15 protein-coding genes are annotated in these 15,674 nt (G+C 66.1%); 4 read left to right on the top strand and 11 right to left on the bottom strand.

The window, feature by feature from the left end:
- Window positions 1-170: 170 nt before the first annotated feature.
- Window positions 171-773 (bottom strand): GNAT family N-acetyltransferase, encoded by a 603-nt coding sequence (locus ACSYS9_RS14615; protein WP_256201494.1) that lies wholly within the window; start codon window positions 771-773, stop codon window positions 171-173.
- Between the two features lie 95 nt (window positions 774-868).
- Here ACSYS9_RS14615 and ACSYS9_RS14620 point away from each other — a divergent pair, with 95 nt between their 5' ends.
- Together ACSYS9_RS14620 and ACSYS9_RS14625 are read left to right on the top strand one after the other, a co-directional pair.
- Window positions 869-1,957, top strand: a complete 1,089-nt coding sequence (locus ACSYS9_RS14620; protein WP_071228854.1) for a DUF5694 domain-containing protein — start codon at window positions 869-871, stop codon at window positions 1,955-1,957.
- A gap of 64 nt (window positions 1,958-2,021) precedes the next feature.
- Window positions 2,022-2,981 (top strand): right-handed parallel beta-helix repeat-containing protein, encoded by a 960-nt coding sequence (locus ACSYS9_RS14625; protein ID WP_071228832.1) that lies wholly within the window; start codon window positions 2,022-2,024, stop codon window positions 2,979-2,981.
- Here the strand turns inward: ACSYS9_RS14625 and ACSYS9_RS14630 are convergent.
- The 7 genes from ACSYS9_RS14630 to ACSYS9_RS14660 form a co-directional block, all read right to left on the bottom strand.
- Window positions 2,955-3,239 carry a hypothetical protein gene (locus ACSYS9_RS14630; RefSeq protein WP_223276933.1) on the bottom strand — a complete coding sequence of 95 codons (285 nt, stop codon included), beginning with the start codon at window positions 3,237-3,239 and terminating at the stop codon, window positions 2,955-2,957. The genes ACSYS9_RS14625 and ACSYS9_RS14630 overlap by 27 nt on opposite strands.
- 62 nt (window positions 3,240-3,301) lie before the next feature.
- Window positions 3,302-5,491: a PAS domain S-box protein gene (locus tag ACSYS9_RS14635; protein ID WP_071228831.1), complete on the bottom strand. Its 2,190-nt coding sequence runs from the start codon at window positions 5,489-5,491 to the stop codon at window positions 3,302-3,304.
- 208 nt (window positions 5,492-5,699) lie between these two features.
- Window positions 5,700-8,087 (bottom strand): Tex family protein, encoded by a 2,388-nt coding sequence (locus ACSYS9_RS14640; RefSeq protein ID WP_071228830.1) that lies wholly within the window; start codon window positions 8,085-8,087, stop codon window positions 5,700-5,702.
- A 207-nt stretch (window positions 8,088-8,294) separates the two neighbouring features.
- Complete coding sequence (locus ACSYS9_RS14645; protein ID WP_005410085.1) at window positions 8,295-8,510, bottom strand: hypothetical protein; 216 nt, start codon at window positions 8,508-8,510, stop codon at window positions 8,295-8,297.
- A 756-nt stretch (window positions 8,511-9,266) separates the two neighbouring features.
- Complete coding sequence (locus ACSYS9_RS14650; RefSeq protein ID WP_071229598.1) at window positions 9,267-9,719, bottom strand: hypothetical protein; 453 nt, start codon at window positions 9,717-9,719, stop codon at window positions 9,267-9,269.
- Window positions 9,716-9,919, bottom strand: coding sequence for a PspC domain-containing protein (locus tag ACSYS9_RS14655; RefSeq protein WP_006374017.1), 204 nt, complete (start codon window positions 9,917-9,919; stop codon window positions 9,716-9,718). The genes ACSYS9_RS14650 and ACSYS9_RS14655 overlap by 4 nt, the downstream gene beginning before the upstream one ends.
- Window positions 9,920-9,983: 64 nt before the next feature.
- Window positions 9,984-10,355: a YfeK family protein gene (locus ACSYS9_RS14660; RefSeq protein WP_071229599.1), complete on the bottom strand. Its 372-nt coding sequence runs from the start codon at window positions 10,353-10,355 to the stop codon at window positions 9,984-9,986.
- Between the two features lie 253 nt (window positions 10,356-10,608).
- On the opposite strand from ACSYS9_RS14660, the gene ACSYS9_RS14665 reads away from it, so the two are divergent.
- Window positions 10,609-11,571, top strand: a complete 963-nt coding sequence (locus tag ACSYS9_RS14665) for an IS110 family transposase (RefSeq protein ID WP_132808894.1) — start codon at window positions 10,609-10,611, stop codon at window positions 11,569-11,571.
- A 42-nt stretch (window positions 11,572-11,613) separates the two neighbouring features.
- On the opposite strand, the gene ACSYS9_RS14670 is transcribed toward ACSYS9_RS14665, so the two are convergent.
- The 3 genes from ACSYS9_RS14670 to ACSYS9_RS14680 are packed head-to-tail and all read right to left on the bottom strand — an operon-like array spanning window position 11,614 to window position 14,391.
- Complete coding sequence (locus ACSYS9_RS14670) at window positions 11,614-12,681, bottom strand: class III poly(R)-hydroxyalkanoic acid synthase subunit PhaC (protein ID WP_071227618.1); 1,068 nt, start codon at window positions 12,679-12,681, stop codon at window positions 11,614-11,616.
- Window positions 12,678-13,754, bottom strand: a complete 1,077-nt coding sequence (gene phaE / locus ACSYS9_RS14675; protein WP_032130351.1) for a class III poly(R)-hydroxyalkanoic acid synthase subunit PhaE — start codon at window positions 13,752-13,754, stop codon at window positions 12,678-12,680. Before phaE ends, ACSYS9_RS14670 begins: the two co-directional genes overlap by 4 nt.
- A 22-nt stretch (window positions 13,755-13,776) precedes the next feature.
- Window positions 13,777-14,391, bottom strand: coding sequence for a CDP-alcohol phosphatidyltransferase family protein (locus ACSYS9_RS14680; RefSeq protein ID WP_071227617.1), 615 nt, complete (start codon window positions 14,389-14,391; stop codon window positions 13,777-13,779).
- 344 nt (window positions 14,392-14,735) lie between these two features.
- On the opposite strand from ACSYS9_RS14680, the gene ACSYS9_RS14685 reads away from it, so the two are divergent.
- Complete coding sequence (locus tag ACSYS9_RS14685; RefSeq protein WP_049398211.1) at window positions 14,736-15,386, top strand: class I SAM-dependent methyltransferase; 651 nt, start codon at window positions 14,736-14,738, stop codon at window positions 15,384-15,386.
- Window positions 15,387-15,674 lie beyond the last annotated feature (288 nt).

A 15,674-nucleotide genomic window follows, 5' to 3' on the forward strand; every position in this document is an offset into this window, starting at 1 on the left:
GCCAACGGGCACCTCTCGAGCGACTGCCAAGAACGTCTGCTGCGGGTGCGATCGGCATCTGGAAACGGCGGAACACACTGCGCGGACCACCCGTCGGGGGCAGCCTGGGGTCCTGCGGCGGGTGACTGGAGCGGGATCCAGAGGGAGTATCGGCGACGCCGTCGGCCGCTTTAGCGGGATTCCGCGACGTCCGTCGCAACTCCGTGCATTGCAGCCGGAATGCGGTAGACGATTGCCGTGTACTTCACGCCCTGCTCACGTGCCACAGCCTGCCCACCAAGGGACTCAGCCAATGCACGGCTGGACCGGTTCCGTTCCGCCACCGGGTAGCGGAACGCAGCACAGCGCAGGCGCCCGGAGGCCGCCGACCACACCGCCGCCACTGCCTCGCGGCCATAGCCGTGCCCATGCATCACTTCTGCGATCCAGATGCCCAGTTCGGGTTCTGCTTCACGGGCTCGATGCAGGCCTGCCAGGCCAAGGAATACCCCATCCCCGCGCCTGCGGATCACCAACGTGATGTCGGTCCCGTCGGCGATGGTAAGCAGCCACGTCCGCCAGACGGCAACAAACGCCTCCTTCGAGGGTGGCGGCTCGAACGCCATATAGCGGGTCAGCCCGGGTGTGATTGCCACAAATGCCTCGTCGGCGTCACCGGGCGTGAAAGGGCGGAGGTGCAGCCGCGGACTGTCGATGGTCCAGTCGTCCAATGTCATCTTCTGCATCGCCTGGGCATTGCGTGCAGCATCGCTCAGCAGAAGGATGCAGCTCAAGGCAGAAAGGTTTACATGACCAATGCGGGATTCCCCAGCAGGAGAAAATGACCAGCATGAAGGTCCCGCAGGATGCTTATCGACATGGAGATCGCATGTTCCCTCGCTTTGCCAGCCTTCTCTTCCTGGCCCTGTGCAGCAGCAGCGCGCTGGCCAACGACGCCGCCTATCGACCCGCCTTCCACCCCGACCAGCTGAAGGGACCACCCGCAGGACGCCCGAACGAAGTGCTGGTGCTGGGCAGCCCGCACCTGTCCAGCCTGCCGGAGACCTTCACGCCGGCGATGCTGGAACCTCTGCTGCAGCGCCTGGAAGCCTGGCGGCCCACCGCGATCGCGGTGGAGAACCTGTCCGGCCTGCAGTGTGACTTCATGCGCCGCAATCCGGCCCGATACGCGGAGAGCGTAGCGGACTACTGCGTCGACCCGGCACCGGCGCAGGCCGCCACCGGCCTGGACGTGCCCAGCGCCAACGTGGAGATGGAACGCCTGCTTGCGGATTGGCCGAAGGCGCCGACCGCTGCCCAGCGGCGCCGATTGGCCGCCGTGTTCCTGGCCGCGGGCGAAAGCAGCTCGGCAGTCGTCCAATGGCTGCGGCTGCCCAGGGAAGAGCGACGTGCTTCGGACAGCCTGACACCGGAACTGGTGCAGTTCCTCGACACGCGCATGGCCCGCCGCAACGAGGCCGGACTGGTGGCCGGCGTACTTGCGGCACGCCTGGGGCTGGAGCGCCTGTGGTCGGTCGACGACCACACTGCAGATTCGCCAACACCGGAATCGCAGCAGAAGGCCTACGCTGCCGCCATACGCGGTGCCTGGGACAATTCCTTCGTCAAAGCGCGCAGGGCGGCCGATGAACGACTGGAGGCCAATCTTGCTCAACCGGATGGATTGCTCGCAATGTATCGCGCCTACAACGCCCCCGCGGCCACGATGGTGGCCTTCAACAGCGATTTCGGCGCGACCCTCGTCGAGCCCTCGCCGGAAGGCTTCGGCCGCAACTACGTGGGCTACTGGGAAACCCGCAACCTGCGCATGGTCGCCAACATGCGCGACATCCTGGGCCAGCATCCAGGCACCCGCATGCTGACCATCGTCGGTGCCTCGCACAAGGGCTACTACGAGGCTTACCTCAACCTGATGCATGACGTGCAGCTGGTCAGTTCGGATGAAGTACTGCGTTGACGTCAAGCCGGTCGGCTGCGGTATCTTGGATGCAACTTCAACCACTCCACGGAAGGAACCCATAATGAAGCAACGCATTTCCGCCGTACTCTTTGCCATAGGCCTGGCCGGTGCTGCACAGGCCTCGGCATGCGATCTCACTCTCGACAGTGGTGGTGACCTTGCTGCCGCAGTGACCGCCGCACCTGGCAAGAAAATCTGCCTGCGGCCTGGCGCCTACGTCACTGGGCCTGCACCACTGGAAGTTCCCTCCGGCACGACCATCGAGGGATTGGGTGCGAGCATGGCCGACGTCGTGATCTCCGCCCATGGCTCCCCACAGAAGGCAATCGGGCTCGGCAGCGGCACCATGCTGCACAACTTCACATTGTCCACCGGTGCAGGCGGAAACTTCGGTGTACTGGCCTATCATCAGGACCGCATCATCATCTGGAGCCTCGATATCGTCGGCTTCCAGATCAGCACTGGTGTCGTGGGCGGGAAAGGTGTGGATATATGGGACACCTTCATGCGTGCCAACGGCATAGCGGGCAACAATGTGGCAGACCCGAATCTGTGGATCACCGATTCCCGCGACGTCACCATCCTCTATGGGCAGCTGACCGGACGCAAGGATGGCCCGGGGGGCGATGGCGAGATGGCCATCTACAACTCGAGCAACGTCATGATTGATGGCGCCCGCGTCATCGACTCCGGCGCCAGCGCCATCTATCTGGTGAACTGCGTCGACTGCACCATCAAGAACTCGGTGATCGAACGCCCTGGTGAATGGGGTATTGACGTCGTACAGGGTTCACAGCGCTTTTTTGCAGAAAACAATGCTGTAAGCGGTGCGAACTATGGTGGAGCGGTGTTTGAGACATCGGGCGGTACCACGGCAACATTCCGCTCCAACCGGTTCATTCAGAATCGTCGCTTGGGTGTTGGAAACTGCAACGGCATCAATGCAAAGGGTGGTGTTGCAGGCGTTCTATCGACAGGTAACATCTCTTTCCCTTCAGGTGATCTCTGCGCCTTCCCGTGAAGCATGGGCCTGAGCATCAAAAGCATGAGGCGGTACTTCCTTCCCGCCCGTCCGCCACAGCACGATGCTGGCGGCACCGATACAGGACAGCGTGAACACCAGCAGGGCGACCGCGCCGCCCTGCAGTACCGGCAGCAGGGCCTGCGCGTGAAGGTCGCCGCGCAGCTGTTCCGCACGCAGGCAGGCGGCCAGCGCGAGGCACCAGCCAACCATCGCCGGGGCGTAGGCCCGCATCGCAACCGGGTTCCAGACCTTCATGGGATCACCTGCATGAGTGGATGTGCGCGCAGTATTCGCGCACGTCCTCTCACAGGCTGAGATCAGCCTTCGGCGGCTTCGGAATCATCGCCGGGCAGCTCACTGGCCTCGCCCTGCACCTGTACGTTGTTGCGACCCATTGCCTTGGCCCGGTAGCACTGGGCATCAGCCGCTGCCACGGCCTGGTCCACGCTCATCCCACCCGCCAATGGCGCGATACCGATGCTGGCACCCACATGCAGGCGGTCCCGGTCCCACGGAATCGACAGCGACGCCAGGGTGTGCAGCAGTTCACCGCCGATGCGCGCGGCACGACGCGGCGTGCAGCCGGACAGGATCACTGCGAATTCGTCGCCGCCCAGACGCGCCACTACGTCCGAATCACGCACACCGTGGCGCAGCACGCTGGCCACCGCCCACAGCACGGCATCGCCGGCCAGATGGCCCCAGGTGTCGTTGACCGGCTTGAAGCGGTCCAGGTCGATGTACATCAACGACGCGGCCTGGCCAGTTCGCTCGACGCGGGTGATCGCCTGCTGCAGATGCACCTCGAAGCCGCGACGGTTGCTCAGCTCGGTCAGCGGATCGATCTCGGCCAGATGGCGCGCTTCGCGCTGGCGCGCGCGCTGCTGGGTGTCATCACGCAGTACCCACACTGCACCGCGTACATGACCTTCATCATCGCGCAGCCAGGCACGGGTCAGGTCGACCGGGATCGTGGCCGTGCCCAGGCGCAGCAGAAGATCGGCGTGCAGGTCCACCGCATTGCTTTCCGGGTCCAGCAGGACCGACACATCCAGTACCGAGCCGGGCGCATATTCGGTGGTCAGCGCCAGCACGTCCTGCACCTTGTGCCCGGCCAGCGACAGCGCGCCATCACCCGCCAGGGTGCGTACTGCGGCGGCATTGGCGTAGTCGATACGGCCATCCAGGCTGACACTGAGCACCAGGTCGGCAACCGCATCAAGCGTGATACGGCTGCGCTGCTCGCTCTCGAACAGGCGCTGCTCGCTGCTGCGCTGGGCGCTGATGTCCTGGATCTGCGACACGAAATGCAGCGGTTCACCGTGCTCGGGGCGCACCAGCGACACCGACAGCCGCGCCCAGATCACCTTGCCGTCGCGATCGAGATAGCGCTTTTCCAGGTGGTAGTGGCTGCGCCGCCCGGCCAGCAGATCCTGCACCAGGGCCAGGTCGGTCTGCAGGTCATCGGGGTGGGTCAGGCGCTGGAAATCAACCTGCAGCAGTTCTTCGCGGGGGTAGCCCAGGATCCGGCACAGTGCGTCATTGACGTCCAGCCAGCGTCCTTCCAGCGACACCAGCGCCATGCCCAGCGCCGCCGACGTGAACGCACCGGCGAATTTCTCTGCCGACAGGCGTGCTTCGGCGCGCGCCTGCAGGATCTCGGTGATGTCGATGGACATGCCGACATAGCCGATCCGCGCGCCGCCGGCACCATCCATGCGGCTGATCGACAAGCGCACCTGGCGTGGCTGGCCATCCTTGCGCCGCAGTGTCCACTGCCGTGAATAGGTCTGCTCATCGGCGCGGGCGCTGAGTGCTTCAAACGCGCCCGGCAGGCTTCCGTCCGCAGCCGCCAGCGGACGCAGCCAGGCCGCCAGCTCGTCCGGATCGTGGAAATCACCCAGTCGCCGCTGGCCGACCACTTCTTCCGCGCTGTAACCCAGCAGGCGTTCCGCGCCGGTATTGAACAGGGTGATGGTCCCTTCGGTATCGGTCGCGATCACCGCCACCTCATCGGACGCGTCGACCACGGCCTGCAATCGCTGTCGGCTCTCGGCCGCATCCTGCCGCGCCTGCTGCAGCTCGGTCACGTCGGCGTGCGCACCGGCCATCCACAGCGGTCGTCCCTGCCCGTCCCATTCGAACACGCGGCCACGATCGTGGATCCATATCCACTGGCCATTCTTGTGGCGCATGCGCAGCAGGCAGACATAGTTGTCGCTGCGGCCTTCGAAGTGATCCTCGAGTGCCGCGTCGGACAGGACGATGTCGTCGGGGTGGACCAGCTTCAGGAACGTCTTCTGGCACACCGGCTCAAGCTCTTCCAGCCGATAGCCGACAATCTCCGCCCAGCGCGCATTGACCCGCATTTCGCCGGTCTGCACGTTCCATTCCCAGGTACCGGCAGCGGTGCCGTCGATGATCATGGCCAGGCGCCGGCGCTCCTCTGCCAGTTCCTGCAGGCGCCGCTCGAGCAGCCCGTTGCCGTTGTTTCCCTGGCCCGCCATCAATCCGGTCCCCGGCCCGCACAGGCGGGCAGCAGCCGCAGCACAACGCTGCAGCCCTCAACGAAGACAACGGGTCCTGCTGGCGTCATGGCCCTCCCCAGCGACAGCGGGGAGGCCAAACGCCCCCCCTCAGGCGCAAGTGTGCGCAATCACGGGGAAAATCGACAAGTCCCCCGCCACGAATCAAGCGTGACGGGGGACACGGTCCTCAACTGCGCTTGGCGCGGGCGAAGGCCTCCGCCAGGGCGTTGTTGGCCGGGGGCGCGGACTGAGCGGGACGGCCGCCATTGCCCTGGCCCCGGTTTGGCCCGCGGTTCTGGCCGCCTGCGTCGCGGCGCGGCCCCTGCCCCTGGCCGCGGTCATCGCGCTGGCCCGGGCGGCTGGTGGCCTGGCCCGGGGTATCGTCCAGGCGCCGGGTCAGGGCGATGCGCTTGCGCGCCACGTCCACCTCCAGCACCTTCACCTTGACGATATCGCCGGCCTTGACCACGTCGCGCGGGTCCTTCACGAACGTATCGGAGAGCGCCGAAATGTGGATCAGGCCGTCCTGGTGCACGCCGATATCGACAAAGGCGCCGAAGGCCGCGACGTTGCTGACCACGCCCTCCAGCACCATGCCCTCGCGCAGGTCCTTGATGTCCTCGACGCCCTCGGCGAAGCGCGCGGCCTTGAACTCCGGACGCGGGTCACGGCCCGGCTTTTCCAGTTCCTTCAGGATGTCGCGCACGGTCGGCACGCCGAAGGTGTCGTCGGTGAACTGTTCTGCCTTCAAGCCGCGCAGGAAGCTGCCATCACCGATCAGCGCCTTGATCGGGCGCGCGGTGCTGGCCACGATGCGCTCGACCACCGGGTAGGCTTCGGGGTGCACCGCCGAGGCGTCCAGCGGCTGGTCACCATCGGCGATACGCAGGAAGCCGGCGCACTGCTCGAAGGTCTTCTCGCCCAGGCGCGCGACCTTCAGCAGGTCCTTGCGGCGCTTGAACGGGCCATTGTCGTCACGATGGCGCACGATGTTCTCGGCCACCGTGGACGACAGGCCGGACACGCGCGACAGCAGCGCGGCCGAAGCGGTGTTCACGTACACGCCCACGGCATTCACGCAGTCCTCGACCCGCGCATCCAGCGCCCGTGCCAGGCGGTACTGGTCCACGTCGTGCTGGTACTGGCCGACACCGATCGCCTTGGGTTCGATCTTGACCAGTTCGGCCAGCGGATCCTGCAGGCGGCGCGCGATGGACACCGCGCCACGCAGCGACACGTCCAGCCCCGGGAATTCCTTGGCCGCGAACTCGGACGCCGAGTACACCGACGCGCCCGCCTCGCTGACCACCACCTTCTGCAGCTTCGGGTTGGCGGCAGCCTTGATCGCTTCGCCGGCCAGCTTGTCGGTTTCGCGGCTGGCGGTGCCGTTGCCGATCGCGATCAGTTCCACGTTGTGCTTGGCGCACAGCTGCTTGATCGTCTGCAGCGACTGCTCCCACTGGCGGCGCGGCTCGTGCGGGTAGATGGTCTCGGTGGCGACCAGCTTGCCGGTGGCATCGACCACGGCAATCTTGCAGCCGGTGCGGATGCCCGGGTCCAGCCCGAGTACAGTCTTCGGGCCCGCCGGAGCCGCCAGCAGCAGGTCCTTCAGGTTGTCGCCGAACACTGCGATGGCTTCGGCCTCGGCCTTTTCGCGAGCCTGGTTGAACAGGTCCAGCAGCAGATGGGTGTGCAGCTTGGCACGCCAGGTCAGGCGGCAGGCATCCAGCAGCCAGCGGTCGGCGGCGCGGCCCTGATCGGCGATGCCGGCCTTGCGCGCCACGCGTCCTTCGGCGTACTGGTGGCCGGCCTCGGCCTCGCTGCCCGGGTCCAGTTCCAGGAACAGGATCTCCTCGCGGCGCGCACGGAACAGCGCCAGCAAGCGGTGCGAGGGAATCTTCGCCAGCGCCTCGGCGTGTTCGAAATAGTCACGGTACTTGGCGCCTTCGGTTTCCTTGCCCTCGGCCACGCGGGCACGGATCACGCCGGTCTCGCCCAGCCAGGTGCGCAGCTCACCGACCAGCGCGGCATCTTCGCCCCAGCGCTCCATCAGGATCGCGCGTGCACCTTCCAGCGCAGCCTTGGTGTCGGCCACGCCCTTGTCGGTGTCGACGAAGGAAGCCGCGAAGACCTGAGGGTCCTGCGTCGGGTCGGCCAGCAGGCCATCAGCCAGCGGTTCCAGACCGGCCTCGCGGGCGATCTGGGCGCGGGTACGGCGCTTGGGCTTGTACGGCAGGTACAGGTCTTCCAGCCGGCTCTTGGTGTCGGCGGCCAGGATGTCGTTGCGCAGTTCGTCGCTGAGCTTGCCCTGCTCGCCGATGCTGGCCAGCACCGCCGCGCGACGGTCTTCCAGTTCGCGCAGGTAGGTCAGGCGCACTTCCAGGTTGCGCAGCTGGGTGTCGTCCAGGCCCCCGGTCACTTCCTTGCGGTAGCGCGCGATGAACGGAACGCTGGCGCCCTCGTCGAGCAGGCCGACGGCGGCACGTACCTGGGCGGACTGGGCACCGATCTCGTCGGCGATGGTCTGGGCGATCTGCTGGGCGAGCGCGCTCTGGGCGTTCTTGGCGTCGTGCATTGCTTCAGGTCTGTGCCGCGTTACGGGAAGACCCCATTCTGGCAATCCACGACGGAGCCGGACAAGGCATTGACAGGGGGCGAGGTTCAGCGGTGAGGCCGGAGTGGACGCCGGCATCCTGGCGAAAAGAGGGCTCGGACTGGCCCTGGGCTGGGATGCCGGCGCGGGCGCGCGATGGTGGGCGCGCCCTGCCGCGTGTTGCGGAGGTCAGCGGTAGTGGCGGGCGGCGCGCTGCATGACGATCTCGTCACGCATGCCTTCCAGGGCCATCAGGCGGACCTTGCCGACACCCTGCAGTTCCATGAACCGCTCCGTGTAGAACTCCGGCCCCAGCGCGGTGTCGGCGCGGGATTTGCTGAAGCCGTAGGGCACCACGCCCTTCTCGCCATCCTTGCTACCACCGACATAAAGAACGATTGCCATGTGATGTATTCCTCCAAATTGCTACTGCGTACTGCACTCGATGAGCGATGCTGCGAGCTCATCGAGGGAGAGCTTACCGCGTCGAACCTGACTGGAACGTCACGAAGGCTAATGACGATCGGTTGCATGCAGATGACTGCGGGATCGCAGCAGAATGCTTACGGATCTTTAACTTCCGACTAACGAATCGGGGGTTTCCAGCCAACGGCGCAGCCCCTCGTGGGTGGTTTGGGATGATCGCGGAAAGCCGGTTTCCTGTGGGCTGCCCGGGTGGGTGGGGCTGGCGGGGACGCCGTGAACCCGTCCCTGGGGGCTTAGCCGCGGCATCCATGCCGCGGATACCCCGCCAGCCCCACCCACCCGGCCGTTGACAGATTTCTGCTGCGTCTACCACCCACGGAGAAGAAAAAAGAAGATCAAAAGCAAAAGCAGCCTGGCTGGCCGCTTTTTGTAGAGCCGAGCCCACGCTCGGCTGCTTTCAGACCAGTCCGCGAAGCCGACCGCAGGCTCGGCTCGCGAGCAAGCGCAGCGCGCGACCCGCTTCTGCTGTTCTTTTTCTTCTCCGTGGCTGGACGCGCACGGAAACTGTCAGAGGCCGGGTGGGGTGGGTTCGCGGGACCGTTGGCGCCATGGATGGCGCCATCGAGCCCCCAGGGACGGGTTTACGGCGTGTCCCGCGAACCCACCCCGCCCGGCCCAATCACATGAAACGTATTCCGCGACCAAGCCACGAGGGGCTGCGCCGTTGGCTGGAAACTACGGCCACCAGCCACGCCCGAACCGGGCGAAATGATCGGCCGCGCGCTCGAACGGGTTGCGCGCACTCACCCCGCCACACAGCAGGTACACCGGCAGGTACAGCGGCCCCAGCACCATGTATTGGTACACGTGCGCGCGTTCGTGGTCATCCAGCCGGATCAGCGGCTCCACGCCCCACCCCGCCTGGTGCGCATAGGTGCGGCAGGAAATGCCCAGGTCATGCCCGGTGTGCAGGATCACATTGCCCAGGGTGATCGCCCCACCCGGCCCCCACGGCCAGCGATCGAACACCAACGCGCTGTCACGGCCGCTCCAGCGCAGCGTCGCGCCGCCGAGCATGCCGGCCAGTCCACCGATCAGGCCGAGCAGTGAATTGGGGGACGTCCACACCGCACCCAGCACCTGCAGCGCGCGCAGCCAGACCGGCCAGGGCGTCACGGGAGTCTTCAATCGGCCTCGTTGGGAATCAGCAGCCACAGGATCAGGTAGACCAGGATGCCGGGGAAGGCCGCCGAGCCGATCGAGACCAGCACGAACACGATCCGCACCAGCGTGGGGTTCCAACCGAAGCGGTGGGCGATGCCGCCCATCACGCCGGCAATCATGCGGTCGTTCAATGAACGCGACAGCGTGCGCGGCGTGGTGTTCATGGCGGTTCTCCTGGGCTACGGGAAAAAGCAGTCGAGATGGCTCGACTCTACACCGCCCCTATGTCTACGGCGTGCGGTGGCGCAGGGCCTGCAGGCGTGCGCCGAACCAGGCGGCTGCAGTCTGTTCAGGCTGCCCCGGGCACTGGATGCGATAAGGCTTGCCGCTCATGCTGCTCTGGCTGGCGGCGCGCTCGATGAACTGCTCGGCGCTGTCCACCATGTTCTTCTTCAGCAGGTAATCGTACTTGCGCTGCAGGTGCGACCGCGCATCGCTGCCGTCGTACCAGCTGCCATTGCGCTGGAACCGGCACTGGGAGCCGTCCAGGCTGGAGATCAGCTGGGCGATCTCCCGGCGTGCATCCGTACTGGGTGCGGCGTGAGCAACAGGTGCTGCCAGCAGCAGCGTGGCAAGCAGCAGCGTGAACCGTTGCGACATCATTATTCTCCAAGGCAGTCGAGCAAGCTTGTATGTTCCTCCCGGCTCCTACGAGGTATGTAGGAGCCAGGGTGGAGGGACCGTCAAGCATGCATCTGCGGATACTAGCCGACAGACGAGTCGAGCGATCCCCATCCCGCACACGAACGTCGATAAAGGATCGTACGGCCCCCAAAGGGGATCGTCGATGTAGGCAAGCTAACGTCGGTGCGGTACCACCCCAGCCCCTTAAAGATAGCTGGGAGCCGTACAAATGTCTGATTCTCTCGATATTGGCGTGGACGTGGACTCCAAGGAGTTCGTACCGGCAGTGGCCGACCGCAAGGCCGGCGACAGGATCGCCAACACCCGGGCCGGCATAGCCCAGTGGCTCAACACCTTGCCCCAGCGATGCCGGATTGGCATGGAGGCGACGGGGCGGTACTACGAGTTGTTGGCTCGGATGGCTGGCCAGGCAGGCCACGTTGTCTATGTGATCAATCCACGTCTGATCAAGCACTACGGCCGGGCGACGGGCTCGCGTGGCAAGACGGACGCCATGGACGCCGAAGCGATCGCCCGATACGTGAAGAAGGAGAACGATCGCCTGCGTGAATACGTACCGCGTACCGACGAGCAGCAACAGATGCACGATTTGCTGCGCAAGCGGCAGACGCTGGTAAAGACACGCGCGCGCCTGGAGCAATCCTTCGGGGTAAGCAAAAGTGCCCCCGGGGAGCTGTCAGATCTGTTCTGCGCTCTGGCTGGGACGCTGTCCGAGCTGGAAAGCGAACTGCAGCGCTTGGGTCGCGATGGAGAGCATGGCACGCTCTACAAGCGCCTGTTGACCATCCCTGGTATCGGCCCCGCTGTCGCCGCTCACCTGATTTACTACATGACGCGCTGGCCGTTGGCCAACGCCAACGCGTGGATCGCCTGCACCGGCCTGGATCCCCGGCCTAACGAGTCTGGCGGCAGAACGGGACGGCGTCGGCTGTCCAAACAGGGCGCGCCAGTGCTGCGTCAGATGCTCTACATGGCCGCCATGGGGCTCAAGCGGTGTCGCCGGGGGCAACCGCTCTACGACGAGCTGTCAAAACGCGGTCACCCCAGCACCGCCGTCTTCAACATCCTGGCCAGAAAGCTGGCCAGGATCGCCTGGGGTGTCTTCAAAAGCGGCCGGGACTTCGATCCGGCCATGCTGAAGGTGGGTCAAGCCTGCTTCCAGCAGGCTTGACCACGAACATAGGATCTCGACTCTACAAAAGCGAAGCAAGCCTTACACGTCGCGCGCCTTCAACCAGCCATCGATCGTGGCCGGCACTTCGCGCTGCGCGCGACCCGACACGTAGATGCCGATATGGCCGCCACGGAAACTGGACTCAGTGTAATCCTCGGTGCCCAGGCGTCCACGCATCGCGCGCGAGGCATCCGGCGGCACCAGATGGTCCTGCTCGGCGTAGATGTTCAGTACCGGCAGGGTCACCTTCGACAGATCCACCGCCTCTTCGCCGATCCGCACCGTGCCGTTCATCAGCCCGTTGCCCTGGTAGAACTGCTTGATGAAGTCGCGGAACGCCTCGCCCGCCAGGTCCGGCGAATCGAAGATCCACTTCTCCATGCGCAGGAAATCCTCCAGCGCGGCCTTGTCATCGAGGATGTCGAGCAGGCCCACGTACTTCTGCACGTTCAGGCGGAACGGCTTGAGCATCAGGTAACTGGCATTCATCAGGTCGGCCGGGATGTTGCCCAGCGTGTCAACCAACAGGTCCACATCCACCTGCCGCGCCCAGTGCGAGAGCATGTTGTCGGCGGTGTGGAAATCGACCGGGGTGACCATGGTGATCAGCTTGCCCAGCTTCTGCCGGCGCAGCGCGGCGTAGCACAGCGCGAACACGCCGCCCTGGCAGATGCCGAGCAGGTCGACCGGTCCACCACTGCGCGCGCGCAGCGCATCGACCGCGCCATCGATGTAGCGCAGCAGATAGTCCTCCAGGGTCTGGAAGCGCTCCGAGCGATCCGGGTAACCCCAGTCCAGCACGTAGACGTCCTGCCCCAGCGCCAGCAGCTTCTGCACCAGTGAGCGATCGGCCTGCAGGTCGACCATGTACGGCCGGTTGACCAGCGCGTAGACGATCAGCAACGGCGTGCGCCGGGTCGGTGCCTGTTCGCCGACGAAGCGGTACAGCACCACCTTGCCGTCGCGCCAGACTTCCTCGCGGGCGGTGACGCCATAGTCCACGTCTTCCACCTGCGGCAGCAGCTTCAGCCCTTCCATCAGCTTGCGCTGCATGGCCAGGGTTTCCTGCATCAGGTCATCGGCGTTGAAGCCCAGCGGTCCTTTCATCGGTCACGCGTCCGCGTGGAAGTACGGGGCGCTGCCTTTGGTGCAGCCTTTTTCGCAGGCGCCTTTTTCGCAGCCGCCTTCTTTGCCGGCGCGGCCTTCTTCGCGGCCTTGCGCGCGACCGGCTTCACCTTCGCCGGCGCCGGCTGTGCCACCGGATCGACCTCGCCCGTACCGGCCATGGCCGCCACCTGTGCCTGCAGGCGGCGCAGGCTGCGCTCCAGCTCGGCGATGCGGCGGTGCGCGGCGTCCATCTCACTGCGGGTCGGCAGGCCGATCCGTTCACTCATCTGTTCCACCTCGCGCTGCAGGCCGGCGCGCAGGCGCATCTGAGCGTTGCCCAGCGCGGCATACACCTGCTGGAACGGTTCGGACATGGCGACCTTGGCGTAGGCCTCCTCGGCCACTTCAATCCACAGGTCGAACATCGCGCGGGCGCTGGTCAGCTGGCTGCCCGGCTGCTCGTGCTCGGCCAGGCGCTGCTCGAACAGCGCGAAGGCCTCGTCCAGTGCCTGCTTGATCTGATCGACGTAGGCGCGTGAATGCTGCTGGTATTCCTCCTGCGCCCGCAGCAGCGCCTGCCAGCGCGCCTGGTGCTCGCGGCCGGGCCCGAACGCCGGGCTCTGCAGCCACGGACCGGCCTGCAGCTGGAACTGCTGCAGCCAGGCGGCAAACTCCGGTACAGCGGCGCCAGCGTGGGTGCTGCCACGGGCGCCCTGCAGCATCCACTGCAGCATGCCGTCGCCCTGCCCCTGCACCGCCTCGCGCCAGGCTTGTGCCACATCGGCACTGCTGGCGTCGCGGCCGGCGAAACGCGCGGCCACTTCCTGCATGGTGCCGTACCAGCTGCCCGCCTGTTCGCGGAAGCGGCGCACGGCATCTTCCGGCGCGCCCTGCCCCTGCTCGGGCAACAGCTGGCCCCACCAGTCGAACAGCCGTTGCCAGCTGCCGGGGTCGTCACCTGCCGGCGCACCGGGCGTGCTGGCATGGCGCAGGGCATCGCCCCAGGCGCCGAAGTACTGCCGGGCCAGGGTCTCGAAATCGCTGCTGCCGGCGTCGTGGGCCGAGCTGGTCATCGCAGGCCTCCGCAGGGCTGGCTCATGGCTTGGGGATACGCAGGGTCTTGCTGATCATCAGCGACCCGGACAGGGCGAACAACAGCACCATCGGGTGCAGCTGCCACGGGCCGATCTGCCACTGGCCGAACCAGATGTTCTGGCCGATGGCATCGGTACCGGCGGCGATCGCCAGCACGATCACCAGCACCAGGCTGGTCGGGATCGGGGTGCCCTCGAAATACGCGACCTTGCCCTCGTCGCCGGCCAGCGCCTCTGCGGTGACGTTGTAGCGCGCCAGGCGGCTGACGCCGCAGCAGACGAAATAGCTCAGCACCAGCCAGTCCCAGCCGCCCTGCATGCCGCAGGCGTAGGCCAGCGCCGCCGGGGCCACACCGAAGGAGATCACGTCGGACAGCGAGTCCAGCTCGCGGCCCAGGGTGGAGCTGGACTTGCGCCAGCGCGCGATGCGCCCATCGAGGGCCTCGAAAATGAAAGCCAGCGGGATCAACGCCATGCCGAACAGCAGGTAGCCGCGCTCGCCGTCCTGCAGGAAGCGCATTGCGGCAAAGACCGCACCGGTGCCGCAGAAAGCATTGGCCAGGGTGAACCAGTCGGCCAGCTGGAATTCGCGCAGCATCGAGAAGTGACGTTTCATGGGGTCTCACGGAGCATCAAGGCCCACAGGTTACCGCGAGCGCCGCCACTGGCGACAGCGCTGGCAGGCCCCAGCCTTCACCGCTCCCTCACCTGTCCTCACCGGCGGTGAATTTTTCGCCACCCATCTTGACAGCCTAGGGGGGTGGCGCCTGTCGCGGCTTATCCACAAAGTTGCCCACGCGTAATCCACACCCCCTGTGGACAACCAGATCTCACCGACTGCGACGCTGGACATTTCCTCATCACCCCGAAGCGGGGTTTCCCTACTTCCCAAGCCACAAGGTCGGCGCTATGGTCACCGGCGGACCCGCCGCCGCCACGTCCGAAACTCTGCAACGGACGATGATGATGCTGGATGCTCCCACTCTGGCCGCACAGCTGCGGCAGCCCCATGGCGAGGCCGCGCTGGCGGTGGCCGACTCGATGAACCGCAGCAACGGCGCACTCAACCTGGCCGCGATCGGGCTGCTGGCCGTCGGTACTGGCGAACGGGTCCTGGAGATCGGCCCCGGCAATGCGGCCTTCGCGCCGCTGATGCTGCAGGCCACCGACAGCCACTATCTGGGTATTGAGCTGTCCACCGCCATGGTCGAGGCCGGCAACCAGCGCCTGGCCAGCGCCGGGTTGGCCGAGCGTGCCGCGATGCGACACGGCGACGCTCATGCGCTGCCGGTCGCCGATGCCGCGATGGATGCCGCGCTGGCGGTCAACACCCTGTACTTCTGGCCGAACCTGGCGCCGGTGCTGGACGAGCTGGCGCGGGTGCTGCGCCGGGGCGGCCGCCTGTGCCTGGCCTTTGGCGACGCCAGCTTCATGCGCAGCCTGCCATTTGCTGCCGACTTCCAACTGCATGAGCTGGACGCGGTGGAGCTGGCGCTGCGTGTGTCGGGCTTCCGCGTCTCGGCCTGGCGCAGCCACCGGGAATCTGCAGCCGGCAATGACGGCCAGATCCGCGAAAAGCACTTCCATCTGCTGCTGGCACAGCGGCGCTGAAGTGGTAGAGCCGGCCGCTGGCCGGCTGCCCGGACCGTTCCGCGTTGCCGGCCAGCGGCCGGCACTACCCAGCCTGCACCCGCCGCCAGCGAGCAGCACAGAACACCTGCATCACCAGTGGCCGACCCACCGCAGCAGCCGCAACGACTGTGATCCGACCGCGTGGTAGAGCCGGCCGCTGGCCGGCTGCCCCGGCCGTTCCGCGTTGCCGGCCAGCGGCCGGCACTACCCAGCCTGCACCCGCCGCCAGCGAGCAACACAGAACACCCGCATCACCAGTGGTCGGCC

This window comes from Stenotrophomonas sp. STK17_22 (genome assembly GCF_051983905.1).
Lineage (GTDB): Bacteria > Pseudomonadota > Gammaproteobacteria > Xanthomonadales > Xanthomonadaceae > Stenotrophomonas > Stenotrophomonas maltophilia_A.